Raw genomic sequence first — 24,166 nt, 5'->3', positions numbered from 1 at the left:
TTCACCTCACCAGACAAGAGTTCCGAGCACGGTTTCAACTAGTTTAGTTACACTTAATGTCCAGCGGGAGAGTGTTTTGGGCTCTATTTCCGCCAGTCTGAAGTTGTTCAGATGTTTGCTTTCTAAAAGAACGGTATGCTCAGGATCAACCTCAGCAGAGAGGAGAAGCTTATCGCTTAACAATTGGAATGTAGTCTCTGCCCCTTCACCGCTCCAGACCCGCTCTGTCGCAGAGCCATCGTCGAATGTGAATTTAATGGGAACGTCAACATAATGGCTCCCTTTGTTTGTAATCTTTACTATGGATTCATAGCTCTGAGCATCGCTGTTGCCATTCTTTTTAATCGTAATCGTATCTACTGAGAAATCAGGAGCACCACCACCATAAATATAATCTTCGAAATAAGGCTGCCATGATTTTTTGGTTATCTTCTCAACGACTTTTTGAAAATCAGATGTAGTGGGGTGCTGGAAACGGAATTTACGTGCGTAAGTGGACATGATGCTGTTCATTGCTTTAGTGCCTACTTGGCGTTCAATATCCTTGAGTACTAGCTTTCCGCGAATATACACATTCCGGCTATAGGATTCTGCCCCGGCGTATTTCCATGTCTCTAAATTTAGCGGCTCTGATTTGGTCACCAGGCTGGACTGAAGAGGGAGATTCGTTTTGATGCCATATTCTTGCTCCATGAGTCTGTCTTCAGCATAAGAAGTAAAGCTTTCGTCTAACCAAGCCTCCTCGAATTCATTGCTGGCAACCATACCGTAGAAGTATTGATGGCCAATCTCATGAACGACGGTTCTTTCAAGTGAGGTGTCAGGAGAAGAGTCTGTCGCTCCAAACGCTGTAACGAGTGTTGGATACTCCATTCCTCCAGCTCCATTGCCCTCCTTAGGCGGAACGACAATAGATAGCGTCGAGTAGGGATAAGGACCATACCATTTGCTGAAGTAGGTCAGAGCAGCCTTAGCGGCCTGAAGGTATCGTTCCTTTAAGTCTTTGTGTAATGGATCGAGATACACCTTAATCCGTACACCAGGCACTTCTGGCGTAGAGAAGGCTTCTTCGGCTACTGTAAAATCAGGAGATGCCGCCCAAGCAAAGTCATGGACATCGTCAGCGTAGAACTGATATATTTTTTGATCTTGCTTTAGCTTGGCACTCTTCACAGGAAATCCGGTCGCAGCTACCGTGTAGTCGGAAGGAACCGCAATCGTTACATTAAAGATGCCAAAATCGCTGTAAAACTCAGAGGTGCCGTGATACTGATGCAAATCCCAGCCTTCCTCCTTAACTCCACGTGTGCCCATAGGCTCGTATACACTAAGTTTAGGGAACCATTGCCCAGCCATCACGAAATTGCCTGATGCGCCCATACGGGCAAATATTTTGGGGAGCTGGACCTCGTACCGGAGTTTAAGCGTGACACTTTCTCCACCATTAACCGGCTGTGGGAGATGTACCTTTAGGAGTGTCTTATCGTTGACGTTACCATCATCGGGCTGTACAAATTGCACTCTTTGCATTAGAGAAGTTCCTTCTGTTGTGCGCAAATCGGTTAAAGTCATATTTCCGAAGCCGTTCTCTGGCATGGTGTCACTTCGGAGCGTTCCTCCGGACTCCTTCATAAAGGTAGTATCTGGTGAAGAAAAAGCATTAGGATACATATGAAAATATAGATCACTTACCGGTTTTACACCGGGGTGTGTCCAGGTTACCGTCTCAGAAGCAATTAAGGTTTCTGTATCAGGAACAAGCTGAACATCGATGTGATACTCGACAACTCGTTGACTTAATGCCTCTTCTGCTGGAACGGGGGCGCTATCAGGCAGTGTCTGCTGTGGTGCAGCTGCAGGAGCTGTGCCGCTTGAGGACTTGGCCTCTTTTGAAACAAAGCTAGTAACAGAAGATGTAGAGTTATCCCCCGAATTGACCCATATGCCTCCTAAAAGCACGAGGGTGGCCAGGGTCGCAAAGATGATGATGTACCTTAATGACAGTGACTTCATAGTGTGATTCCTCCCGTGACAAGCATCTACGGGATGTATATGTTTGCAATCGCCGCATTATTAGCTAAAATTAAATTATTCGTAAGAGGAAGGGTGTGCACTCGTGGACAACATACAACCGGAGGGCAAGAAACAGATTGCCTTAAATATTGTGAATGCCAAAAGTAAACATAAAGGCTTTGGAGCAGGCTCTATAGAGCTCAATAACGTATCACCTGTCATTATTGATGGCGGTGAAGCAGTCATTGATATTGGTGCCATGCATGCCAAGAGTAAGGTTGAAAAGGGAATTAAATTCTCCATGAACCGTGAAGATGTACCTAATGGTAGACAGGTTTGGGTGGTATGGGTAGCCGTGGATCGTACACAGGATAGTCAATTTTATGGTGGAATAACGGCCTGCGAAATGTGGATCGATACGGAAGCGCGTCGCGGTTGGAAAATTCTCGCCGAGCATGTCAATAAGTTGGATGCTGCTCTAAAACGCAAAATCGATGTGGGAGGACTTGGCGCAGTTGAAAAAAACGCCCTAAAATCCCTCTTGATCTCTCATAATGAGACATGGTGGACTGCGTCCTCTGATGAGCTTAAGGCTGCACTGACTGAGTAGGAACGAATTACCCGGTCAAGGTTACCTGATACAGAAAAAAGGCTTCGACATCCTGAAATAGGAGAGTCGAAGCTTTTTTGAATTGAACACAATGAATTAGTTTACGATTTGCCTGCCGTACTAAGTTTGCGTTTGAGTTGACTTACTCTGGCTTGACTGATCCCAAGAATTTCAGCAAGCTCTTTCTGATTGGCATATGGATGTTCTTCTATGGCCCGCTCCAGGCGTTGGCACATATCCTCTGTCTTCGTCTTCCGGATCGTGCTGCTGTGCTCTGACACTTCGCTTGCAAAATCTTGGCGTGTCTCAGGCACTTGAGACATGCGTTCAGGGTCGGCAATTTCTTTTAGACAGCTACTGCAAATAAATTGCTCTTTATAGTAGGTGACATGGTCGTGGCTTCTGCAAAACGTACATTCTGTCGAGGTGTACTTCCTGAGTATGATGGTGTTATCGTTTAGTATAAAAAATTCGATAGGATCACCAATGTCGATATTACGAGTCATACGGATTTCTGCGGGAACCACAATTCTCCCAAGACTGTCTAAACTCCGGATCATGCCTGTATCCTTCATCCCATGTCCCTCATTTACATCTTTATATTTTGGTTGCTACTAACTATTATAGCAGTAATTGTGAGTTAAGAGAATGGGGTGAATATAATTAATGAAGCGGTTACATCCTTTGCGGGAGAAGTGAAAATCGAGTTTGGCCATCCTATGGATTCTACAATAAATAAGTAATAAAAAAGAAAAACCTCTTCAATGAATGAAGAGGTTAATTCAACCACCAGCGTTTAATATTGTTCCACAGGGAACGACTTTCTTCAGCAGGATCTACTTTGCTTTGTACATCATCTTCAGCGGGCCCTTTGCCGTGTTGATCACAGTATTCGGTGGGCTCAGTTCCGCTAATGAAAGTCTCCAGTTCTTTTTCGGGACAGGCTGCTGTAGCGAGCTTACCGGACTGCGGATTGATGTATACACTGATTACGCCATCTGGAATGGGAAAAATCTTAGGCGGGATATTTTCCAACGCTTTTTCAGTAAACTCCGCGAAAATTGGAGCTGCCCGTCGACCGTCGGTAGTTGTGATATCGCGCCCCTTATCATATCCAACCCAAACTGCAGTGGATAGCTCGGGGGTGAAGCCTACCATCCAGCCGTCTGTATCCGTAGTTCCAGTCTTGCCGGCTACCGGACGTTTGATTATAGAAGCTACGCGATTTCCTGTCCCCCCTGTCTCAAATACCCCCTCCATTAAACGGGTCAATACATAGGCGGCAGAAGGCTCTACAATGGCTTCACCCTTTGGCTGTGGTGCTTCATACAGCACCATTCCATTAGAATCCGTTATTTTTAGAATGGCTGTGGTTGGCATTTTTTGACCACTGTTTCCAATAACAGCGAATGCCGCAGCCATTTCTAGCGGACTGATCGGTGAGGTGCCGAGTGCCAGTGACGGCACGCTTTGAAGCGGACTGTCAATGCCCATCTTGGCTGCCATCTCGCTCACCTTATCCGCGCCGATCTTCATGATCGTATTCACAGCATAGATATTGTCGGATGCTGCAATGGCTTGTCGCATATTGATTTCGCCCAGATACTTATCCCCGAAGTTCCGAGGCTGGTAGGTTTTGCGATTGTTATCATAATGGAACATCGTTGGCTGGCTTTTGAAAACGGAAAGACCAGTCATCTCTTTAGAAGAGAGTGCTGCTAAATACATGATCGGCTTAAAGGATGAGCCAGGCTGACGTGTGGTGGCTAGAGCATGATTGTATTGGTTGGTACGATAATTTTTCCCGCCGACCATAGCTTTAATGTAACCAGTGCGAGGATCAATGGAAACAAGAGCAGTCTCCAGATCACTCTTTTGATCCATCTCTTTGTCGACTGCTTGTTCTGCGGCATGCTGCATGTCAGGGTCAAGGGTAGTGTACACATTTAGCCCCCCTTGTTCCAGCTCATCACTGCTGATGTGAAGAGATTCTGTGGCCAGATTGCGGATATAATCTCTGAAATAAGGTGCAACCACAGTGGTATCCTTCTGGCCTTGTGGTTTTAAGTTCAAGTTCTCCAGAACAGCCTTTCCTGCTTCTTCTTGTGTGATTTCTCCTAAATTGGTCATGACAGTCAAAATAATTTTTTGGCGTTTTTTAGCGTTGTCTAAATGATTGTAAGGCGAATAATTGGTTGGTCCTTTTGGGATTCCAGCTAGCATGGTACTCTCAGCCAAGTCTAAATCCGCTGCAGATTTACCAAAATACATTTGAGAGGCTGCTTCAATGCCATAGGCACCATGACCATAGTAGATGTTATTTAAATACATGTTCAAGATTTCATCTTTGCTGTATTTCATCTCGAGCTGCATCGTATACAAGGCTTCTTTAGCTTTGCGCGTCCATGTCTTCTCGTGGGATAGATAAAGATTTCTCGCGAGCTGCTGAGTTAGCGTGCTAGCCCCTTGCGTTCGGTTTCCCTCTTCCAGATTGACGAGCACGGCCCGAGCCATTCCCTTCATATCAAATCCGGAATGCTCGTAAAACTTACGGTCCTCGACGGCTAATGTGGCTTCAATGAGCAGGGGAGAAATTTGACTTAATTTGACCGGTTCACGGCTACGTCCGTCTGAGGTAAAGGTGGCAAGAATATTACCCCTGGAATCGAGTAGCTTGGAGCGCACATCGTCACCAATGGGGGGGAGATCTTTTTGATATAGGTAACCGAGCAGAGCTCCCGTAGTCAGTAGAAACAATATAATCATGGCTACCAGCAGCCGGAATAAACGGCGGAAGCGGCTTTTTCGTTTGGGTGGACTCGTTGATTCACGTGACATGGTACCAGACTCCCTTCTCTTTGTATTATGGGAAAGGAACTGGAAGGATATTCATTGTATAACTAGGTGATCTGTTAAAGGGACTATCGCCGGAGGAGATTTAAATAGGAGATGACAAACTGTTTCCATTTTGTGACTATTCAATGGTGGATCATGCGTGCTTCAGGAGGTATAAAAGAGTAGAGATTGAAAGCAAGGGTATATATACATTAGGAGGTGTCACTATGAACTGGACGAGAAAGATTCACAGAACGACAATAACCGCCCTTTCGGCGACGCTAATAATGGTTTCAGGGTGGGGTGCATCAGCTTCTTCTGTACATGCTGCGGCATCGGTCACGCCTGCGGCCTGCGGCACTGGAGATCATGGGCTACTACAGTCTCTGCAAAACAAGCACTCAGGAGACGTATCCACACCGCTTACCTTTTCTGATGTTCAGTTTTTGAATGGAGATATCGGACGGGCAGCAGGCAATGGATTTATGATTGGCACTTCTAATGGAGGCTGCAATTTTCAAGAAATTTATGAAGGCCAATGGAGCTTTAAACAGATTGATTTTCCCGATAACGTGCATGGTTTTGCCCTTGCTTCTGTAGAAGACGGTCAAGCCCGATATTTAATCAGCACCTCTAATGGCGGCTCAGAATGGAAAAGACTTTCGAATAAACCAGTTAGCTTTGAAAGAATCGATTTTATCGACAGTAGGATTGGTTTCGGGTATAACAGGGCATCAACGTATTACACCAAGGACGGGGGACTTAGCTGGAGTAAGATTTCAACCCCATCCAATACACGCGGTGCTTATTTCAGTGATCGTAATACCGGCTGGGCCGTTGTAACAATGCCGGCAACCGGCTACCGGGTAATGAAGACCACAGATGGTGGGAAAACTTGGAGTCAATCTTTAAAGGTAGCCTTTACCGATCCAGAGTATGGGCAAATCACTGCAAAGGGAGATCAAGTTGATGTGGTTCTTTTTGGCGGCTCAGGAATGAGTCAAACCTCATATTCCCTATATACAAGTACGAATAAGGGGAAAAGCTGGAATAGAGTGATCGCACAGGAAACTGCTGGCGGGGGGCCTGCTCCGGGTAGTGGAAAAGCTGTAGTGAATAAAGGGCCTGCGGCTGGCAGACCGGGAAATATGGAGCTGATAGGGAACAATACAACCTTCTTGGTGGGTTATTCCGACGCAGCAGAGAAAGTAGCGGTAGGACGCACATATAACGGTGGCAAGCAGTGGGCTAATCTTCCGGCGATTGCTGGGTATGAAGGGGTAATCTCGTTCACTAGTAATAAAGAAGGCTGGCTAGCCGTTCGCGAACGCGATTATTCATCGTTATATGTAACTAAAGATGGCGGCGCTTCTTGGCAACTTAGATTTTCGTTGAAAATTTTGTCCTTGTAATCCGTGTTTAGTAAAAGTAGTGAGCATAGCTTTTAGTTTTCTAAACGGTTCCTAAGGGAACCGTTTTTTTGTGATTATGAAGTTGGTTGCACTTGTGTACAGTTTTACTACATGTTCCAAGTGTGCTTTTATCCATTGATATGGTAAAATTTTATGAGCTAAGCTAGAACTAATGGATTCTGAGATTGAAATGCTTCTTTGGACTGGATATAGTGTACAATGGGAAAGCGAATAGGCCTTTGAATGAATATAAAAATGTTTAAGTTTTACGACAGGCGTTTTTCTTATGCAGAATGCAGAGGCTTGCAGAATGGAGGAACGTGTGATGCCCGAACTACAGTCTAACAAATATGATGTCTCTATTACGCTCGTGAGCCTTCAAGATGGTCAGCGGAATGTTATGAAAGCGAATGGAGAGGTAGTATCCAAAGGACCGCATCTATATATTCAATATGAAGAGTTAGAGCAAGGCCCTCGAGGAGAGGAAATTTCTGTTCGTACAACCATAAAGATTGCAGGCAATCAGCTAAAACTAATCCGCCACGGTGGGATACAGTCGGAACAGAGCTTTCAATCCGGACGGCGTTTGCCGGGATTCTATCGTTCGCCATATACACAGTTTAATCTTTCAACAGAAACGAACAAGCTGGACGTGGTGCGCGAAGGGCGCTCCCTAAAGGTTTCATGGGAATATGATTTGTACGTATACGAGGAATTGTCAGGAAAGTTTGCTATTAGTTTGCATATACAGGAGGAACCGAAATTATGACACAGAGAAAGAATCCGTTGGAGCTAGTGAATGAACGGGTAAAAGAAGCCATTGCCGATGCAATTGTGAATGCAGGAATTGTTGCACCGGAAGAGGTTCCGGATATCGTACTGGAAGTACCAAGAGATAAGGCACACGGTGATTTGGCTACGAACGCTGCTATGCAGCTGACCAAAATCGCAAAACGTAACCCGCGCCAGATTGCCGAGGCAATTATAGAACATTTGGATACTAGCAGCGCTTCTATTGAAAAAGCTGAGATTGCCGGACCAGGCTTTATTAACTTTACGTTGTCCAAGAATTATTTGTACCCAATTATCAGCCTTGTTGCCGAGCAGGGCGATGATTATGGCCGTATTAACATCGGTCAAGGTCAGAAGGTTGAAATGGAATTCGTCAGCGCCAATCCAACGGGCAGCCTTCATTTAGGACATGCACGTGGTGCTGCTGTCGGCGATGCGCTTTGCAACGTACTCGATTATGCAGGCTATCAGGTGACACGGGAATATTATATTAATGATGCCGGTAACCAAGTGGTCAACCTGTGCAAATCCATTGAAACTCGTTACCTGCAGGAGCTGGGTCAAGAAGCAGAAATGCCTGAAGACGGTTACCATGGCGAGGACATTAAGGGATTTGCTAAAGAGCTTGTGGCTGAAAAGGGTGATACACTACTCGAAATGAGCCCAAGTGACCGCGCAGCTTTTTTCCGGACTTATGGACTGAATAAAGAGCTCGATAAAATTAAACGTGATCTGGGACTATTCCGCGTAAACTTCGATATCTGGTTCAGTGAGACTTCGCTGTACGAGAACGGAGAAGTGTTGCGCTCACTGGACGAGCTTCGTGATCGTGGAGAAGTTTATGAGCAGGATGGGGCAACCTGGCTGCAAACGACTAAGTATGGCGATGATAAAGACCGCGTTCTGATTAAGAACGATGGCACATACACCTACCTTACACCGGACATTGCTTATCACAGCGATAAGTATGGCCGCGGTTACGATAAAATGATTAACATTTGGGGTGCGGATCATCATGGCTATATTCCGCGGATGAAAGCGGCGATGTCAGCACTTGGCAATGATCCTGAGAAGCTAGTGGTTCTGATTGCTCAGATGGTCAGCCTGTTCCAGAATGGTGAAAAGGTTAAAATGTCGAAACGTACCGGCAAAGCGGTCACGATGGAAGATTTGATGGAGGAAGTAGGAATCGATGCGATTCGTTATTTCTTCACCATGCGTAGCATGGATTCCCATCTCGATTTCGATATGGACTTGGCGATCTCTACTTCTAATGAGAACCCTGTATTCTACGTTCAATATGCGCATGCGCGTATCTGCAGCATCTTCCGTCAGGCAGAGGAGCAAGGGATCTCCATTCCTGATTACGCTGAGATTGACTTCTCCAAGCTGACAGCAGTGCATGAATATGATCTGCTGCGCAAAATTGGTGAGCTACCAGCAGAAATTGCTGTTGCCGCTGAAGGTTATGCTCCACATCGCCTCATCCGTTATGTATATGAGCTGGCTGCGATGTTCCACAGTTATTACAAAGCTGAACGTGTAATCACTGAGGATGCCGCTCAAACCGTGGCACGTCTTGCACTGCTTGGTGCTGCGCGTACTACGATTGCTAATGTCCTGCGTCTTGTCGGTGTTTCTGCACCGGACCGCATGTAATTCAACATCAAACGACAAAAAATCCGCCTTCCGGTTCCCCGGGGGCGGATTTTACTTTGTGCCGTTCTTCGCACCGGCACAAGCTGCGCTCACGTCAGAGTGACCCACCCGGTGCCCGGGCAGGTTCTATACGTTCGCGGAGACCGACCGCTTGGCCCTCACTCCTGCTTTCAGCAGGCGTAGTGCATCGGCAGCGCCGCCGCCAAGAGATGTGCGTCGCTGCCCCTTGCGCAGCCGCACCGGGGACGCGGTGCGGCGCAAGAGCAGCTTCAGCTCCCTTGGGGAGAGCCCCGGTCGCACCGCGAGCAGCAGTGCAGCGGCTCCCGTGACATGCGAGGTTGCCATGGAGGTGCCGCTCATCTCTTTATAGCCCTCCTTCAGCCAGCAGGAGGACACACCTTCGCCGGGGCCGTATACATCGATATAAGAACCGCGGTTGCTGAAGCTGGCAACACGATGTCTTTTATCGATGGCGCCCACGGCAATCGTCTCAGGATAACGTGCCGGATAGTCCCCGCCACGTTTGCCGTCATTCCCGGAGGAGGCAATGATAGCGATTCCGGCTCGGTACGCTTTAATCACCACATTGTGAAGCGCTTTGCTTCGAGTTTTCATTCCGAAACTCATATTGATGATATCAATTTTGTTCTGTACGCACCAATCGATACCCAGTACAATGTCCGACACATAGGCGGATCCGCTATGATCAAAGGCCTTTACTGGATATAGCAGCGCTCGCGGAGCCACTCCCATCATACCTCGTGTTCCTCCTGCCGCAGCTAGGGTGCCGGCGATGTGAGTCCCGTGTCCATTATCATCCAGCGGTAACATTCCGCGGTGTAGTAGATTTACCCCAGCGGCTAAGGAATGCTTCAGATCAGGATGGCGGTAATCAGCGCCTGTGTCGATTACGCCGATTTTGACGTGGACTCCGGTTGACTTGGACCATGCCTGAGGAGCATGAATGGCTTTCACCCCCCAAGGGAGTGTTGCGGTTCCGCTCTTTTCGTTAGCTATAGAATGGATTTGTATTTGTAGATCCTCTTCGACATTTAGGAGATCTGCAAAGCGGTTCATTAGTTTTCTGGCTCCGGCAGCAGGCACAAAAAAGGCCCGAATCAACGGAGATACCTGCACTTGCCGCAGCTCAGGCTGCTTCGCTTTCAGCGCCTTCCATTGTGTAAATGCTCCGGCATACTGGCGGGGATCATTGAAGGTAAGAATACGCCGCTCACCATTGTTGGGGGCAACCGATATTTCTTCAAGAAGCATGTTCCAAAAATTGTAATAGTCCATAGGTTTCGCTGTCCCCTCCTCGGTGCCCTGCTGCCATATTGTATGAGTGGAAGAGGGGGTCCGAATGGGAACTTGCCCTTTTTTAACGAAATGGGCTGCCCATCGTGTCAAAAGACGGCGCTTTACATAAAATAGACAGAAGAGATTAACACTCTCTTTGTAACATCACGTAAGGAGCCGATCCTTGGCGTGGATACAGTCATGAGCGGAGGGTTTCCTCCGCCTTTTTTTAATTAAAAGGAATTATAAGTTTCACACGGGTACATATGTTTTAGGTTTAATCTTCTTCAAGATGGAGACAGGTTTCTGCTAAGGATAACAGCCTGAGGGCTCTTTCTGTTCGCTGTTACCGCTTTTGACTTGCAATTTGTTGTCAAATAGGTTTTACTTAGTTTTGTTAATGGATATTATTGAAATAAACCGTAATGTGAACAATGCGTGAGAGGAAGTGTCCTTTAGTGAGTACGCCACTCAATTTAAAGCTAGACCCTGAGAAAGTTAAAGAAATGCCGATGGTGGATTTGGCCTTTCTAGTGCTTAAGGCAGCCAATACACCGTATTATTACCGTGATCTGATGGTCGAGGTAGCCAAGTTGCGCGGTATGACCGATCAACAAAGCCAAGATACTATTGCCCAGTTATATACCGAGATTAACATTGATGGGCGTTTTGCCTGTGTCGGAACCAACCTTTGGGGATTGAAACGCTGGTATCCTCTAGAGCGCTCTGATGATCCGGTTGGTAACACCAAACGCGTGCGTATTATCAACGATGAAGACGATGATTTGGAAGATGACGACTTTGCTGAAGAAGAAGAAAACTACGCTGCTGAAGAAGAGGATTTCGACGCTATCGATGAAGATCGCGACGACCTCTATTCCGACGACGACAGCGAAGAAGAAGTCGACGAAGATGTCGTGATCGATGAAGATGACATAGACGAAGATGACTCAGATGAAGACGATGCAGAAGATGACTCAGATGAAGATGCCGAAGCTGACAAGTAAGATAAATAATTTCAAAGCGTCTTGCTGATGGTATAATTCCTCCCTTGACAGTGGGGGAACGTCAGAGTAAACTATTGCATGGGCTTATCATGTAAGTTAATAAACGCGTTTTTTAAAATAAAAAGTGCCCCGGTTCTACGGGTGTCACTTTTTTGTTTTTTTAGATGCAAAGTAGCTGTAGTTTTATGTAATTTGCGGGACGACGCTTTATGTTTTCCCCGGTGAATCAAACTTTTGATTTCCCCTGTTTTGATGATAGTAAAACGGGTTACGATAAACACCATGCGCCGCTTTTATGTCTGGACTTTATTTAGGAGGGTTTTACAGTGACAAAGTATATTTTTGTAACGGGTGGCGTTGTGTCTTCCCTGGGCAAGGGCATTACCGCCGCTTCGCTGGGCAGGCTGCTCAAAAACAGAGGTCTAAAGGTAACGATTCAGAAATTTGATCCGTATCTTAACGTAGATCCTGGAACGATGAGTCCTTATCAGCACGGTGAAGTATTCGTAACCGATGACGGTGCGGAGACTGACCTTGACCTTGGACACTATGAACGGTTTATTGATATTAATCTGTCAAAGAACAACAATGTGACGACAGGTAAGATCTATTCATCCGTAATTAGCAAGGAACGTCGTGGAGAGTACTTGGGCGGAACTGTACAAGTTATCCCACATATTACGAATGAGATCAAAGAACGCGTGTTCCGCGCAGGCCGCGAGACCAACTCGGATGTTGTAATCACAGAGATTGGTGGAACCGTAGGTGATATTGAGAGTCTTCCGTTCCTGGAAGCTATTCGCCAAATCAAGAGTGATATTGGTCGGGAAAATGTAATGTATATCCATGTAACCTTGATTCCTTATATCAAGGCTGCTGGAGAAGTGAAGACAAAACCGACACAACACAGTGTTAAAGAGCTGCGCAGCATCGGTATTCAACCGAATGTCATCGTATGCCGTACGGAATATGAGCTTTCCGAAGACATGAAAGCGAAGATCGCACTCTTTTGCGATATTGATGCTAATGCTGTTGTGGAATGCCGTGATGCTTCAACGTTGTATGAAGTTCCATTGAATCTTCGTGATGAAGGATTGGACGAGATTGTTGTTAATCATTTGAAGCTTACAACTCCTGCGCCAGATATGCGTGAATGGGAAAGTATGCTTGAGCGGATTCAGAAGCTAGAGAAAACAGTGGAAATTGCGATTGTAGGGAAGTATGTAGCTCTGCATGATGCTTATTTGAGTGTTGTGGAATCTTTATCACACGCAGGTTTTGCCTCCAATGCAGAAGTTAAAGTACGCTGGGTAAATGCAGAGGAAATCACAGATGAGAACGTGGACGAAATGCTGCGCGGTGTTGGTGGTATTCTAGTTCCAGGTGGTTTCGGTGATCGGGGAATTGAAGGTAAAATCTCTGCAATTCGTTATGCCCGTGAGAAATTGATACCTTTCTTCGGAATTTGCTTAGGTATGCAAGTTTCCGTAATCGAATATGGCCGTTCTCTTCTAGGTTTACAAGGTGCAAATAGCTCCGAAATCGATCCAAACACACCATATCCACTGATCGATCTGCTTCCTGAGCAGAAGGATATTGAAGATATGGGCGGTACTATGCGTCTTGGCTTGTATCCTTGTAAGATTGCTGAGGGTTCCCTGGCAATGTCTTGCTACGATGATGAACTGGTTTATGAGCGTCACCGTCACCGTTATGAGTTCAATAATACGTACCGTGATGAGATTGAAAAAGCAGGTCTGGTCATTTCCGGAACCTCCCCAGATGGCCGTTTAGTTGAGATCGTAGAGCTTCCGGGACATCCTTGGTTCTTGTCGGTTCAATTTCATCCGGAATTCACTTCACGTCCGAACCGTCCACAACCGTTGTTCCGTGATTTCGTCAAAGCTTCTTTGACTCATTCCGAACAGCAGTAATTTTATGAATATAATCGGAACCTACGGGTTCTATATCAAACTTGAAGAGCCTCCTATTGGAGGCTCTTTTTTTGTAACTATTCGAAAGTATAAGTTGTTCACCTGTCCTTCATGTCCCAAATTTCTCGCTTAAACGCTTAACAACCTTATAAGGACGCCGAAGGTGTTTATACCTGTTTGTCCATTTTGAAGAGCTCCGTAAATGACATCACTGTAATTCAGACTCTTTATTTACCCATTTTATCCAATTAGCAGGATTTGAGCAGTGAAGCACGAATAATAGGTTTCGTATGGGTTAGTTTCTGAAGGGGCCGTTAGCTGTGGAGAGCGCGGTATAGTCAATCTGGCTTAATCTCTGGGAGGGTATTATATGGAAAAAAGAAAGTGTTAATTGTCGATGATCAGAACGGGATTCGGATTCTTCTTATGGAAGTGTTCAATAGCGAAGGATATACGACATTTCAAGCAGCTAACGGAAAATTAGCCTTAGACATTGTTCGCAGTGAGTCTCCTGACTTGGTTTTGCTCGATATGAAAATACCGGGAATGGATGGACTTGAGATTTTGAAGCATCTGAAGGAACTAAATCCGTCCATTAAGGTCATAATGATGACCGCTTATGGGGAGCTGGATATGATTAAGGAAGCAACCAAGCTAGGCGCATTGATGCATTTCACAAAGCCATTTGACATCGATGAAATGCGGGTAGCGGTCAATATGCATCTTCATAATAAGTCTGTAGATCAATGCAGTTAAAATGATATTTTCTGTATCGATTCTATTTGGTTATGGTGATTATAAACAGGTTGAGTGTAATTGCTATACGGGCTGGATAAAAATCGTCCCACCGGGACATTTTTTTGTTTATCCTATTTAGTATTTGACTCAGGTTGTGTTATAATAAGCCTGTATGTGATGTCGGTTTAAAAACATAGCCAACCAACATTCTTAGGAGGATGAAACCATGCCATTAGTATCTATGACAGACATGTTGAACAAAGCACTTGAAGGAAAATACGCAGTAGGTCAGTACAACATTAACAACTTGGAGTGGACACAAGCTATTCTTGGTGCCGCTGAACAAGAGAAATCACCAGTAATCCTTGGTGTATCCGAAGGCGCAGCACGTCACATGGGCGGCTTCACTACTGTTGTTAAGATGGTAGAAGGTCTAATTATCGATATGAATATCACAGTTCCTGTAGCGATCCACCTTGACCATGGATCTAGCTTTGATAAATGTAAAGCAGCAATTGATGCTGGATTTACATCCGTAATGATCGACGGTTCCCACCACCCAATCGATGAGAACATTGATATGACTAAAAAAGTCGTTGAATATGCTCACGCTAAAGGTGTTTCTGTAGAAGCAGAAGTAGGTACTGTTGGTGGACAAGAAGACGACGTTATCGGCGGCATCATGTATGCTAAGCTTGATGAGTGCGTACGTATTGTTAAAGAAACAGGTATCGACACTTTGGCTCCTGCACTAGGTTCCGTTCATGGACCTTACCATGGCGAGCCTAACCTCGGATTTAAAGAAATGGAAGAAATCCGCGATGCTACTAACATCCCAATGGTTCTTCATGGTGGTACAGGTATTCCTGAACATGACATCAAGAAAGCTATCTCCTTGGGTACTTCCAAAATCAACGTAAACACTGAGAACCAAATCGTGTTCGCAAAAGTTGTTCGCGAAGTTCTAGCTGCTAAACCTGATGCTTACGATCCACGTACATTCATCGCACCAGGTCGCGATGCGATCAAAGAAACCGTTATTGGTAAAATCCGCGAATTTGGATCCAACAACAAAGCCTAATCATTGTTAGCTTCCGCCACTGGTGGACAAGCAATTTGTAAAGGGCAGGGTGTAGCTCTGCCCAGTTGAATAGTTTGATGAGGAAAGCACACCGCTTAGCCGGTGTCTTTCCATTTTCATCACTAAAAGTCCACAGCACGTATTGCCCACACAGCTGCAATACACGTAGGGGGAAATTGATAAATCTATGGAAAAATTAATGATTGGCGGTGGACGTCCGCTAGAGGGCGTTGTAACCATCAGTGGAGCAAAGAATAGTGCTATTGCACTTATTCCTGCGGCGATTTTGGCCGAATCTGAAGTTGTTCTTGATAATTTACCGTCCCTTAGTGATGTAGCCGTTTACTCCGAAATCTTGCAAGAGCTTGGCGCAAGTGTATCTTGGTCAGGCAACCAGATGAAAATTGATCCTTCGCGTATTGTATCTATACCTATGCCTAATGGTCCGGTTAAGAAACTTCGAGCTTCGTACTATATGATGGGAGCTCTACTTGGAAGATTCAAAGAAGCGACAATAGGTCTTCCTGGTGGTTGTAACTTCGAACCTCGTCCAATCGATCAGCATATCAAAGGATTTGAGGCACTGGGAGCGACAGTTACCAACGAACATGGTTCTATCCACTTATATGCTAAAGAACTACGCGGTGCGAAAATTTATTTAGACGTATCAAGCGTAGGTGCTACTATTAACATCATGCTGGCGGCTTCACGTGCCAAAGGCTCCACAATTATTGAAAATGCGGCTAAAGAGCCTGAGATTATAGATGTTGCAACCCTATTGAATTCTATGGGCGCTGTTATTAAAGGCGCTGGTACAGAAACCATCAGAATCGAAGGGGTATCAGAGATGCACGGTTGCCGTCACTCCATTATTCCCGATCGGATTCAAGCTGGAACTTATATGATTGCCGCTGCGGCTACGCGTGGTAATGTGTTGATAGATAACGTAATTCCTAAGCATTTGGAAGCTTTAACGGCCAAGCTTTTAGAGATGGGCGTTGATATTGAAGAGCTTGATGAAAGTATTCGCGTTATAGGTAGAGCTAAATATGAGCACGCAGATGTCAAAGCGTTGACCTATCCTGGCTTTCCTACAGATTTACAATCTCCTATGACAAGTATGTTGACACAGGCGGAAGGCGTTAGTGTGCTTAGCGATTTCGTCTACAGCAACCGTTTTAAACATGTGCCAGAATTGGTACGAATGGGCGCGAAAATTCGCGTTGAAGGCCGTTCTGCAATTATTGAGGGTGGTAAGCTTAACGCTGCAAAGGTGAAAGCGACCGATTTACGGGCAGGCGCTGCTCTTGTCATTGCTGGATTGACGGTAGGGGATGGGATCACCGAGGTGACCGGCGTAGAATATATTGACCGTGGTTATGATAATTTAGTGAGCAACCTTCGACAACTTGGTGCTCATGTTTGGCGTGAGAACGAATAAAATTAGGATATCCCGTTTGGAAGGAGGGTTATTTGCTTACTTACCGCATATATCCTTCCAAATTGGGTATTAATATCCTAATGGGCATTTTAATAGACTCATCATTTTGCCTAGTAGATAGACTAGGGCGAACTCATTTAAAAATTGAATAGGTGGTTATTACATGGATCTTCAAATTTCCGATTTGGAAGAAATGAAGCTGACCGAGTTGTATAAGCTGGCCAAGAAATACCAGATCCCTTATTACGGACAGCTGAAGAAACGGGAACTGATCTTTGCGATCCTTCGGGCACAGGCAGAGCAAAGCGGTCTTATGTTTATGGAAGGCGTACTGGAAATTCTACCCGAGGGCTATGGATTTCTAAGGCCGATTAACTATTTGCCTAGTGCTGAAGATATTTATATCTCAGCCTCACAAATTCGGAAGTTTGATCTCAGAAGCGGAGATCTTGTATCTGGGAAATGCCGGACGCCGAAAGAAAATGAACGATATTTTGGCCTGCTTCAAGTCAATGCCGTTAATGGTGAGAACCCTGCTAGCGCAGCGGAGCGACTACATTTTCCAGCATTAACACCACTTTATCCGCAAGACAAGCTACCGCTTGAAACATCCCCTACTCATTTGTCTACCCGAATAATGGATTTGCTCGCTCCTGTAGGTTTGGGGCAGCGGGGTTTGATTGTAGCACCTCCTAAAGCAGGAAAAACGCTCCTCTTGAAAGAAATTGCCAATAGTATTTCCACTAATAATCCTGAGATTGAACTCTTTGTATTGCTAATAGATGAGCGTCCCGAAGAAGTAACCGATATGCAGCGTTCAGTAAAAGGCGAAGTGGTTGCATCGACGTTTGATGAGCTTCCAGAGAATCATATTAAAGTGGCCGAACTTGTGTTGCAAAGAGCTCTTCGTTTAGTTGAGCACAAGAAGGATGTAGTTATTCTTTTAGATAGCATTACCCGTCTTGCACGTGCGTATAATCTTGTGGTTCCACCATCTGGACGCACACTTAGCGGGGGGATTGACCCGGCAGCCTTTCATCGGCCGAAACGGTTTTTTGGTTCTGCACGGAATGTAGAAGAGGGCGGTTCACTGACTATTTTAGCAACTGCTTTAATTGATACCGGATCACGTATGGATGATATTATTTATGAAGAGTTTAAGGGTACTGGTAATATGGAGCTTCATTTGGATCGCAAATTGGCGGAACGCCGTATATTCCCTGCTATTGATATTCGTCGTTCAGGTACACGTCGTGAAGAAGTGCTCTTGAGCAAAGAAGAGCTTGATACGATCTGGGCGATTCGCAAAAATATGAATGAATCCTATGATTTTGTGGAGGGATTCATCAAAAAGCTGCGTGATACAAAGACTAATGCTGAATTCTTAGCATCATTTGACGTTGCGGGAGCTAAACAATCGCCAAATGGAACTGCAAGTAGCGGAGGAACTTCCAACAGTGGTACGGCTGCTCGTCGCACAACACGGGCAAAGACTTCTTCAGTACCTACAACTTGAGAATTGATAATAAGAGGAGACTAACATGTATTTGGTATATGCCGACGGGCAAGGAAACGTATATGATCATCCAGAACTGTACGGGCTAGCCCGTAGTGGGGATATGATCGTTGAAATGTTGGAGGAAGAGTTGATTCCGCTGCCTGAAGGCGCCACTCTTGTGGGCTTGCCTAGTACGCGGGCGGTGGGTATGGATCCAGAGACAGGTGAAATGATGGCGTTGCCGGATGGCTCACAGGCTGTAGGCGCGCTGCTGCCTCAGGGCTATACTCGCTTGTGTCTTCCTGGGTATGTAAAGACAGATAAGTCTTACAAGCTTCCTCTGTTTGGGTATTCGGCTGTGGTGTGGAAGGATGGCGGGTTCTATGTTGCGGCGGATCCAACCGATAATCCGGAGAAATGGAACCCGCTGAACTGTGATAAACAGGATCTCGAGGTAAGCGTTGGCGAGTTGACTGCCAAATATCCTGATAACCGCCTCTATGAACATCTTTCTAACTGTGCGCTTGGTTATGAATGCTTGACTTCCTCCAACACCTTCTTAGGGCGCTGGGAGGGCGGTGTGCCTGTCTCTTATTCATGTAATGCTGGTTGTTTTGGCTGTATTTCTGAGCAACCTGATGATAGTGGTTTTGTGTCTCCACAGACTCGGATGAATTTCCGACCAACGGTCAATGAAATTTCACAAGTTATGTTGGAGCACTTGAAGACGCCTGAGTCGATTATCAGTTTTGGACAAGGTTGCGAAGGTGAACCTTCTACGCAGGCAAAACTTATTATAGAAGCAATCCGTGAAGTGCGTTCGATTACTGACATGGGCTATATTAATATCAACACCAATGCTGGCTTAAGCGATCATATTCGTGGAATCGTCGATGCTGGGCTGGATTTGATGCGTGTCAGCACGATCAGTGCTCTAGATGATCATTATAATGCTTATTACAAACCACGTGGCTACACATTGGCTAATGTAGAGAAGTCTTTGAAATATGCTGCCTCGCAGGGCGTTTACACATCGATCAACTATCTGATTTTCCCTGGAGTAACTGACCGTGAAGAAGAGATTGAGGCGATGGTGGAGTTTGTAAGACGTACGGATCTGAAGCTTATTCAGATGCGTAACCTGAACATTGATCCAGAGAGTTATCTGGAGTTAATTCCTCCTGCTAAGGGTGAAATTCTCGGTATGAAGACAATGCTGGAAATTTTCCGTGACGAATTGCCGGATGTTGTTATTGGTTCTTACACCCATGTACCGCCAGCAAATATGGCTCGGCTAAAGCAACGGCAACTCAACATTTAATAGAGCAAATATACCAATGAATTACCAATGAAACATATTGATCAATTGAATTTTTCGTGCTAAAATACCACAGTGTAATCATATAACTCTGGGTCCGCATGAGGCTTAGGGCATGAGAGGTGAAATTCAAAATGCAAGCAGCAATTCAACCAAAGTATAACTTAACTAAGGTAACCTGCGCATGTGGCAACTCTTTCGAAGCTGGCTCTGTTAAACAAGAGCTTCGTGTTGAAATTTGCTCCAGCTGCCATCCTTTCTTCACTGGCAAGCAGAAGTTCCTGGATGCCGGCGGTCGCGTAGATAAATTTAAGAAGAAATACGGTATCTAATTGGAATAGCCGCTTAGCGGCTTAATGGTTAGATCGAGCTCCCAGCTTTCTCGCTGGGGGCTCATTTTATGTCTTGGAGTTGATTTTTATTCGAGCGTGAGCTATACTTATCTTCGCCGTGCTAGACGGGGAGGTAGCGGTGCCCTGTAACTCGCAATCCGCTGTAGCGAGGTTGAATTCCTGTTAGAGGTGCTATCGATGTGAGGCCTTGGTTCCTACGGGCTGTGTTGACGGTTGGGTCCTCCGCAATGAGTGCTTATGAACCTGGTCAGGTCCGGAAGGAAGCAGCCATAAGTAAGTTTACTCTTGTGCCGGAGGGTGGCCTAGCCCGAGCAGTCATGTAGGGTTGCCGCTTGGATCGTAGTCATCAATAACAGGTGCACGGTTTATAATTCTGTTTATAACAGCATCTTTGCCACAAGCAAAGATGCTTTTTGTTTTTGGTCAATAGCCGATGAATATAGTATAATAAATTTGCGACAAATGCCGGGAAAGAGGCAGCCTAAGAGAGGGTAATGCATAGTGGAACATATCGCGCTGTACCGTGCTTGGCGGCCGCAGTCGTTTCAAGACATGGTTGGACAACAGCACATTATCCAAACGCTGCAGAACGCAATTCGTGAACAGCGGGTTTCGCATGCCTATCTGTTCAGTGGTCCGCGGGGAACTGGTAAGACAAGTGCTGCTAAAGTCTTAGCGAAAGCGGTCAATTGTGAACGTGGGCCAGGTCCGGAGCCTTGCAACGAGTGTCCTTCCTGCTTGCGAATCACTGCGGGTAATGTGATGGATGTGCAGGAAATAGACGCGGCATCCAACCGGGGCGTAGAAGAGATTCGCGACCTCCGGGACAAGGTGAAATATGCACCTACCGAGGTGCGCCGTAAAGTGTATATTATTGATGAAGTGCATATGCTGACAACAGAAGCATTTAATGCGCTATTAAAGACATTGGAAGAACCACCGTCACATGCAATGTTCATCCTTGCAACTACGGAACCTCATAAATTGCCAGCGACGATCATCTCTCGTTGTCAGCGGTTTGACTTCCGTAGAGTAGCTTTGGAAGAACAGACGGCACATCTAAGTGCTATCTGTGAGAAGGAAGGGATTACAGCCGATGTTAACGCATTGCAGTATATTGCCCGCCTTTCTGATGGGGGTATGCGCGATGCAGTAAGCTTGCTGGATCAGATTTCATCTTTTACAGATGGCAAAGTTACGTACGAACAAGTGCTAGGGATGACCGGAGGGATACCCTCCGAGCAATTTGCACGTCTTGCCACTGCCATATTGGAAGGTGATATGGGTCTTCTGCTGGAGCTTGTTGAACAGCTTATGCATGAAGGTAAAAGTGCTGATAAATGTCTAGAGAATCTTATGTATTATTTTCGTGATTTATTGATGATTAAGATGGTACCCGGGGCCGATCAACTGACGGAGCGAGTGCTTAATCCTGCCGAATTTAAAGATATGGCCACCGCATTTTCCCGGGAGCGTCTGTTTCAGATCGTAGATACACTTAATAAGTACCTAGGTGAAATGAAGTATGCTACTCATCCGCAGACGTTGTTTGAAGTCGCGCTGATGAAGCTTTGTAGCTTGCAGCAAGAGGGAAGTGAGACCGCATCAGCTGCTCCGTTAGGCGCATTACAGGCTGGATCAGGGGTGAATGCTCCTGCGGTTCACTCTGGTGAACTGGATCTGCTCAAGAGACAGATTACTGCGCTGGAGAAAAAGCTGGAACAAGCATTGCAGTCTGGTGGTATTTCCGGAGGTGGGCGAGATGGTGCTTCTTCTGCGAAATCGAATCCGACTCCAAGTTCTGCGCCTAGAATCTCTGCTACCTCCAAAATGCCTCCAAATGTTGATAAGTTTATTGCTGGTAAGGATAGTCCTGATTTTGCAGCTATCTACAAACAGTGGAGTCTTGTCTTGCAAGGGGTAAAAGAGGAGAAGGTAACGGTTCATGCGTGGTTTGTAGACGGAGAACCTGTATCCATAATGGACGATGCTGTGCTTGTTGCATTCAAGAACACGATTCATCGTGATACAACGGAGAAACCGGCAAATAGACAGGTCATTGAGAATGTGCTTGCAGCGCGTCTTGGTAAACCTTATAGACTGGTAACTATTATGCAGCGCGATTGGAACGAAGCCGCTCAGAAGCAGGTGGGACAGCCTAGCAAAGAGGAGTTACGGTTAGAGCATGAACATGATACTGCAGATGCCAAATCTGAACCTTGGATTGATGAGGCTATCCAGCTTTTTGGAGAAGACCTTGTTGTCATAAAAGAGTAATGTAAGCATACTAGCGCAAATAGCGCATTCCAAAGGAGAGATGATGTATGAATAATATGAACCAAATGATGAAGCAAGTGAAGAAAATGCAGGAGCAAATGCTTAAAGCTCAAGAAGAATTGGGTGGCAAGGTTATTGAAGGCACATCAGGTGGCGGTGTAGTTACAGTTCAAGTTAATGGTCACAAAAAATTGCTTTCTATTCAAATCAAGCCAGAAGCTGTTGATCCGGAAGATGTTGAAATGCTACAGGATTTAGTAATCACTGCAGTTAATGATGCTTTGACTCAAGCTGAAGAGCTTGCGAACAATGATATGGGTAAATTTACTGGTGGAATGAAGATCCCAGGCTTGTTCTAATTCACTCACTCCACTTTCGTCTAAAGGAGAATTATTAATTTGTATTATCCCGAACCGCTAGCCAAGCTGATCGATGCTTTTACGCGCTTACCCGGGATTGGGCCGAAGACAGCCGCCCGGTTAGCTTTTCATGTGCTTAACATGAAAGAGGACGATGTCATTGATTTTGCTAAAGCGCTAGTAAGTGTCAAACGTAATCTTCATTATTGCTCCGTCTGCTGTAATATTACGGATACGGATCCGTGTAAGATATGTCAGGACAAAACTAGAGACCCTTCAGTAATCTGTGTGATCCAAGACTCCAAGGATTTGGTGGCAATAGAACGAACCAAAGAGTTTAATGGGTATTATCACGTTCTTCAGGGTGCGATTTCACCTATGGAAGGTATAGGCCCTGATGATATTCGCTTGAAGGAATTATTGACTCGTTTGAGTGATGAAAGAGTGAGTGAGCTTATCATGGCGACCAACCCCAACATTGAGGGTGAGGCAACGGCGATGTATATTTCTCGTCTAGTTCGTCCTTTTGAGATTAAAATCACCAGAATAGCCCATGGCTTGCCTGTTGGTGGCGATCTTGAGTATGCCGACGAGGTTACCTTGTCCAAAGCGTTGGAAGGTCGTCGTGAGCTATTCTAGTAGCTCTAAAGTCGTGTTTTTTAAAAGGAGGCCCCCTGGGCCTCCTTTTTTTGTTCTAAGTTTGTCCCTATCCCGATATGAATGAGAATAAAGAGATGTGATTTTGCATCGAAATTATTCTGAGGAGGAATGGGAAATGGGATGGTGGAGCTCATTGTGGCGGGGAGCAGATGAAGAACAGGGTAGAAAAGATACGGAGGGCTGGGAAACGTTGCTGGAAGTTCGTAAGGCACAATCCGAGTGGGAGAGAGCGTACCTAATGTTTGATGAAGCGCTGGGTCAAGATCAAATTGATTATGCTATTTATATTTTAGAGGCAGCAGAGCGCAAGTATCAGATACATCTCAAACATGCAAAGAGCATTGGATTAAATAGCAGTCAGATGTAGCCGCTAGCCAAATGAAAATATAGGAGGGATCAACATGCTAAGAATGTTAGCTATAGGAGTACTGGTCATATCAGTTGTGTTGTTAAGTGTAATTGTATTCCGGAAAAAGCTTGGCTTTGGATGGCTTAGTCTGTTCGGAGCTCATTTGGTACTGGCTGCGCTCGCGATATATGTAGTGAATTTCTCGGGTTTAATCACACAAGTTCATATTCCCCTGAATCCTGCAACCATAGGCGCAGTAACGGTTCTTGGCCTTCCAGGCGTTGTAATGTTAATAGGATTAAGAATTATTTTGTTTTAATGCTTGACGTGAGTTTGAAAAATATGATACATTAAGTCTCGCCCCTTTGGACAAGATGTTGATTAACAACTTGCTGAAACGGTAAGCGAAAAAAAGAAATTAAAAAAACGCTTGACGAAAACAAAGGTGCTGTGATATATTATAAAGGTCGCTGCTGACAAGCAACGACGACGAAAGATGAGACATTGATCTTTGAAAACTGAACAACGAGTGAG

21 protein-coding genes and 1 other RNA gene are annotated in these 24,166 nt (G+C 45.4%); 18 read left to right on the top strand and 4 right to left on the bottom strand.

Features of this window, described 5'->3' with window-relative positions:
• Nucleotides 1–6 precede the first annotated feature (6 nt).
• Nucleotides 7–2,013 (bottom strand): M1 family metallopeptidase, encoded by a 2,007-nt coding sequence (locus CA600_RS23380; RefSeq protein ID WP_094873260.1) that lies wholly within the window; start codon nucleotides 2,011–2,013, stop codon nucleotides 7–9.
• A 103-nt stretch (nucleotides 2,014–2,116) separates the two neighbouring features.
• Between CA600_RS23380 and CA600_RS23375 the strand changes: the two genes are divergently transcribed.
• On the top strand, nucleotides 2,117–2,623 hold the full coding sequence (locus tag CA600_RS23375; protein ID WP_094873258.1) for a YwhD family protein: 507 nt from the start codon (nucleotides 2,117–2,119) through the stop codon (nucleotides 2,621–2,623).
• Between the two features lie 101 nt (nucleotides 2,624–2,724).
• On the opposite strand, the gene CA600_RS23370 is transcribed toward CA600_RS23375, so the two are convergent.
• Entirely contained in the window at nucleotides 2,725–3,198 is a 474-nt protein-coding gene (locus CA600_RS23370) for an AbrB/MazE/SpoVT family DNA-binding domain-containing protein (RefSeq protein WP_094873257.1), read from the bottom strand.
• Between the two features lie 202 nt (nucleotides 3,199–3,400).
• A complete protein-coding gene (locus CA600_RS23365; RefSeq protein ID WP_094873255.1) occupies nucleotides 3,401–5,461 on the bottom strand; it encodes a transglycosylase domain-containing protein in 2,061 nt (686 codons plus the stop codon).
• Between the two features lie 224 nt (nucleotides 5,462–5,685).
• Here CA600_RS23365 and CA600_RS23360 point away from each other — a divergent pair, with 224 nt between their 5' ends.
• The 3 genes from CA600_RS23360 (at nucleotide 5,686) to argS (ending at nucleotide 9,321) form a co-directional block, all read left to right on the top strand.
• A complete protein-coding gene (locus CA600_RS23360; protein ID WP_094873253.1) occupies nucleotides 5,686–6,870 on the top strand; it encodes a hypothetical protein in 1,185 nt (394 codons plus the stop codon).
• A 325-nt stretch (nucleotides 6,871–7,195) separates the two neighbouring features.
• Complete coding sequence (locus CA600_RS23355) at nucleotides 7,196–7,639, top strand: DUF1934 domain-containing protein (protein WP_094873252.1); 444 nt, start codon at nucleotides 7,196–7,198, stop codon at nucleotides 7,637–7,639.
• On the top strand, nucleotides 7,636–9,321 hold the full coding sequence (gene argS, locus CA600_RS23350) for an arginine--tRNA ligase (RefSeq protein WP_076121339.1): 1,686 nt from the start codon (nucleotides 7,636–7,638) through the stop codon (nucleotides 9,319–9,321). The genes CA600_RS23355 and argS overlap by 4 nt, the downstream gene beginning before the upstream one ends.
• A 126-nt stretch (nucleotides 9,322–9,447) precedes the next feature.
• On the opposite strand, the gene CA600_RS23345 is transcribed toward argS, so the two are convergent.
• Entirely contained in the window at nucleotides 9,448–10,617 is a 1,170-nt protein-coding gene (locus CA600_RS23345; protein ID WP_094873251.1) for a S8 family peptidase, read from the bottom strand.
• Between the two features lie 458 nt (nucleotides 10,618–11,075).
• On the opposite strand from CA600_RS23345, the gene rpoE reads away from it, so the two are divergent.
• The 14 genes from rpoE (at nucleotide 11,076) to CA600_RS23275 (ending at nucleotide 23,951) form a co-directional block, all read left to right on the top strand.
• A complete protein-coding gene (rpoE, locus tag CA600_RS23340) occupies nucleotides 11,076–11,624 on the top strand; it encodes a DNA-directed RNA polymerase subunit delta (RefSeq protein ID WP_094873249.1) in 549 nt (182 codons plus the stop codon).
• 326 nt (nucleotides 11,625–11,950) lie between these two features.
• Nucleotides 11,951–13,558, top strand: a complete 1,608-nt coding sequence (locus tag CA600_RS23335; RefSeq protein WP_094873247.1) for a CTP synthase — start codon at nucleotides 11,951–11,953, stop codon at nucleotides 13,556–13,558.
• A 426-nt stretch (nucleotides 13,559–13,984) separates the two neighbouring features.
• The gene (locus CA600_RS23330) at nucleotides 13,985–14,314 is read left to right on the top strand and encodes a response regulator (RefSeq protein WP_094873284.1); all 330 of its coding nucleotides are present in this window, start codon (nucleotides 13,985–13,987) and stop codon (nucleotides 14,312–14,314) included.
• Nucleotides 14,315–14,522: 208 nt separating this feature from the next.
• Entirely contained in the window at nucleotides 14,523–15,377 is an 855-nt protein-coding gene (fba, locus tag CA600_RS23325; RefSeq protein ID WP_036679934.1) for a class II fructose-1,6-bisphosphate aldolase, read from the top strand.
• Nucleotides 15,378–15,564: 187 nt separating this feature from the next.
• Entirely contained in the window at nucleotides 15,565–16,818 is a 1,254-nt protein-coding gene (locus CA600_RS23320; protein WP_060623903.1) for a UDP-N-acetylglucosamine 1-carboxyvinyltransferase, read from the top strand.
• Between the two features lie 163 nt (nucleotides 16,819–16,981).
• Entirely contained in the window at nucleotides 16,982–18,334 is a 1,353-nt protein-coding gene (gene rho / locus CA600_RS23315; protein WP_042123234.1) for a transcription termination factor Rho, read from the top strand.
• A 25-nt stretch (nucleotides 18,335–18,359) separates the two neighbouring features.
• The gene (locus CA600_RS23310) at nucleotides 18,360–19,637 is read left to right on the top strand and encodes a radical SAM protein (RefSeq protein WP_094873246.1); all 1,278 of its coding nucleotides are present in this window, start codon (nucleotides 18,360–18,362) and stop codon (nucleotides 19,635–19,637) included.
• 131 nt (nucleotides 19,638–19,768) lie between these two features.
• Nucleotides 19,769–19,966 carry a 50S ribosomal protein L31 gene (gene rpmE / locus CA600_RS23305; RefSeq protein ID WP_042123239.1) on the top strand — a complete coding sequence of 66 codons (198 nt, stop codon included), beginning with the start codon at nucleotides 19,769–19,771 and terminating at the stop codon, nucleotides 19,964–19,966.
• A 116-nt stretch (nucleotides 19,967–20,082) separates the two neighbouring features.
• An RNA gene (ffs, locus tag CA600_RS23300) (signal recognition particle sRNA large type) lies at nucleotides 20,083–20,351 on the top strand.
• 137 nt (nucleotides 20,352–20,488) lie between these two features.
• Nucleotides 20,489–22,264 carry a DNA polymerase III subunit gamma/tau gene (dnaX, locus tag CA600_RS23295; protein ID WP_094873244.1) on the top strand — a complete coding sequence of 592 codons (1,776 nt, stop codon included), beginning with the start codon at nucleotides 20,489–20,491 and terminating at the stop codon, nucleotides 22,262–22,264.
• A gap of 47 nt (nucleotides 22,265–22,311) precedes the next feature.
• Entirely contained in the window at nucleotides 22,312–22,623 is a 312-nt protein-coding gene (locus CA600_RS23290) for a YbaB/EbfC family nucleoid-associated protein (protein WP_094873243.1), read from the top strand.
• Between the two features lie 39 nt (nucleotides 22,624–22,662).
• Nucleotides 22,663–23,262 carry a recombination mediator RecR gene (gene recR, locus CA600_RS23285; RefSeq protein WP_042123249.1) on the top strand — a complete coding sequence of 200 codons (600 nt, stop codon included), beginning with the start codon at nucleotides 22,663–22,665 and terminating at the stop codon, nucleotides 23,260–23,262.
• Nucleotides 23,263–23,398: 136 nt separating this feature from the next.
• Entirely contained in the window at nucleotides 23,399–23,650 is a 252-nt protein-coding gene (locus CA600_RS23280; protein ID WP_094873241.1) for a DUF2508 family protein, read from the top strand.
• Nucleotides 23,651–23,693: 43 nt separating this feature from the next.
• The gene (locus CA600_RS23275) at nucleotides 23,694–23,951 is read left to right on the top strand and encodes a pro-sigmaK processing inhibitor BofA family protein (RefSeq protein WP_371915754.1); all 258 of its coding nucleotides are present in this window, start codon (nucleotides 23,694–23,696) and stop codon (nucleotides 23,949–23,951) included.
• Nucleotides 23,952–24,166: the final 215 nt, after the last annotated feature.

It is taken from the genome of Paenibacillus sp. VTT E-133280 (assembly GCF_002264385.1).
GTDB classification, from domain to species: domain Bacteria; phylum Bacillota; class Bacilli; order Paenibacillales; family Paenibacillaceae; genus Paenibacillus_AQ; species Paenibacillus_AQ nitricinens.
The sequence above is the reverse complement of the archived record's forward strand: the minus strand, read 5'-3'. Positions and strand labels throughout refer to the sequence as shown.

Excerpts from the sequence above, each read along its gene's own strand:
- CA600_RS23345 (WP_094873251.1), bottom strand. The coding sequence starts at position 10,617 with ATGGACTATTACAATTTTTGGAACATGCTTCTTGAAGAAATATCGGTT.
- CA600_RS23275 (WP_371915754.1), top strand. The coding sequence starts at position 23,694 with ATGTTAGCTATAGGAGTACTGGTCATATCAGTTGTGTTGTTAAGTGTA.
- fba (WP_036679934.1), top strand. The coding sequence starts at position 14,523 with ATGCCATTAGTATCTATGACAGACATGTTGAACAAAGCACTTGAAGGA.
- rpmE (WP_042123239.1), top strand. The coding sequence starts at position 19,769 with ATGCAAGCAGCAATTCAACCAAAGTATAACTTAACTAAGGTAACCTGC.
- CA600_RS23355 (WP_094873252.1), top strand. The coding sequence starts at position 7,196 with ATGCCCGAACTACAGTCTAACAAATATGATGTCTCTATTACGCTCGTG.
- CA600_RS23320 (WP_060623903.1), top strand. The coding sequence starts at position 15,565 with ATGGAAAAATTAATGATTGGCGGTGGACGTCCGCTAGAGGGCGTTGTA.
- CA600_RS23360 (WP_094873253.1), top strand. The coding sequence starts at position 5,686 with ATGAACTGGACGAGAAAGATTCACAGAACGACAATAACCGCCCTTTCG.
- argS (WP_076121339.1), top strand. The coding sequence starts at position 7,636 with ATGACACAGAGAAAGAATCCGTTGGAGCTAGTGAATGAACGGGTAAAA.
- CA600_RS23380 (WP_094873260.1), bottom strand. The coding sequence starts at position 2,013 with ATGAAGTCACTGTCATTAAGGTACATCATCATCTTTGCGACCCTGGCC.
- CA600_RS23290 (WP_094873243.1), top strand. The coding sequence starts at position 22,312 with ATGAATAATATGAACCAAATGATGAAGCAAGTGAAGAAAATGCAGGAG.
- CA600_RS23310 (WP_094873246.1), top strand. The coding sequence starts at position 18,360 with ATGTATTTGGTATATGCCGACGGGCAAGGAAACGTATATGATCATCCA.
- CA600_RS23370 (WP_094873257.1), bottom strand. The coding sequence starts at position 3,198 with ATGAAGGATACAGGCATGATCCGGAGTTTAGACAGTCTTGGGAGAATT.
- CA600_RS23280 (WP_094873241.1), top strand. The coding sequence starts at position 23,399 with ATGGGATGGTGGAGCTCATTGTGGCGGGGAGCAGATGAAGAACAGGGT.
- CA600_RS23365 (WP_094873255.1), bottom strand. The coding sequence starts at position 5,461 with ATGTCACGTGAATCAACGAGTCCACCCAAACGAAAAAGCCGCTTCCGC.
- CA600_RS23330 (WP_094873284.1), top strand. The coding sequence starts at position 13,985 with ATGGAAGTGTTCAATAGCGAAGGATATACGACATTTCAAGCAGCTAAC.
- rho (WP_042123234.1), top strand. The coding sequence starts at position 16,982 with ATGGATCTTCAAATTTCCGATTTGGAAGAAATGAAGCTGACCGAGTTG.